Annotated in this window: 2 protein-coding genes; both read right to left on the reverse strand. The window is 69.0% G+C overall.

The genetic code is table 11. From position 1 onward, the window contains the following. A partial coding sequence (gene rplX, locus G3I71_RS47225) for a 50S ribosomal protein L24 (protein ID WP_164325104.1) occupies positions 1-173 on the reverse strand: 173 nt, incomplete at its 3' end. A gap of 2 nt (positions 174-175) precedes the next feature. Then, on the reverse strand, positions 176-462 hold a 287-nt coding region (gene rplN / locus G3I71_RS47230), incomplete at its 5' end, for a 50S ribosomal protein L14 (RefSeq protein WP_164325106.1).

Raw genomic sequence — 462 nt, forward strand, 5'->3', positions numbered from 1 at the left:
CCGGTGCGGGTGCCGCGGGCCGACTGGCCCGCCTTGACGTGCTTCTGCACGCGCTGCACGCCCTCGACCACGACGCGCTGCGTCTCGGGGAGCACCTCGAGCACACGGCCCTGCTGCCCCTTGTCGCGGCCCGAGATGACGACGACCAGGTCGCCCTTCTTGATCTTCGCCATGGTCAGAGCACCTCCGGAGCCAGCGAGATGATCTTCATGAACTTCTTGTCGCGCAGCTCGCGGCCCACGGGGCCGAAGATGCGGGTGCCGCGCGGCTCGCCGTCGTTCTTGAGGATCACCGCGGCGTTCTCGTCGAACTTGATGTACGAGCCGTCGGGACGCCGGCGCTCCTTGCGGGTGCGCACGACGACCGCCTTGACGACGTCGCCCTTCTTGACGTTGCCGCCGGGGATCGCGTCCTTGACGGTGGCGACGATGACGTCGCCGATACCGGCGTAGCGACGGCCGG

It is taken from the genome of Streptomyces sp. SID12501, from assembly GCF_010550245.1.
Lineage (GTDB): Bacteria > Actinomycetota > Actinomycetes > Streptomycetales > Streptomycetaceae > Streptomyces.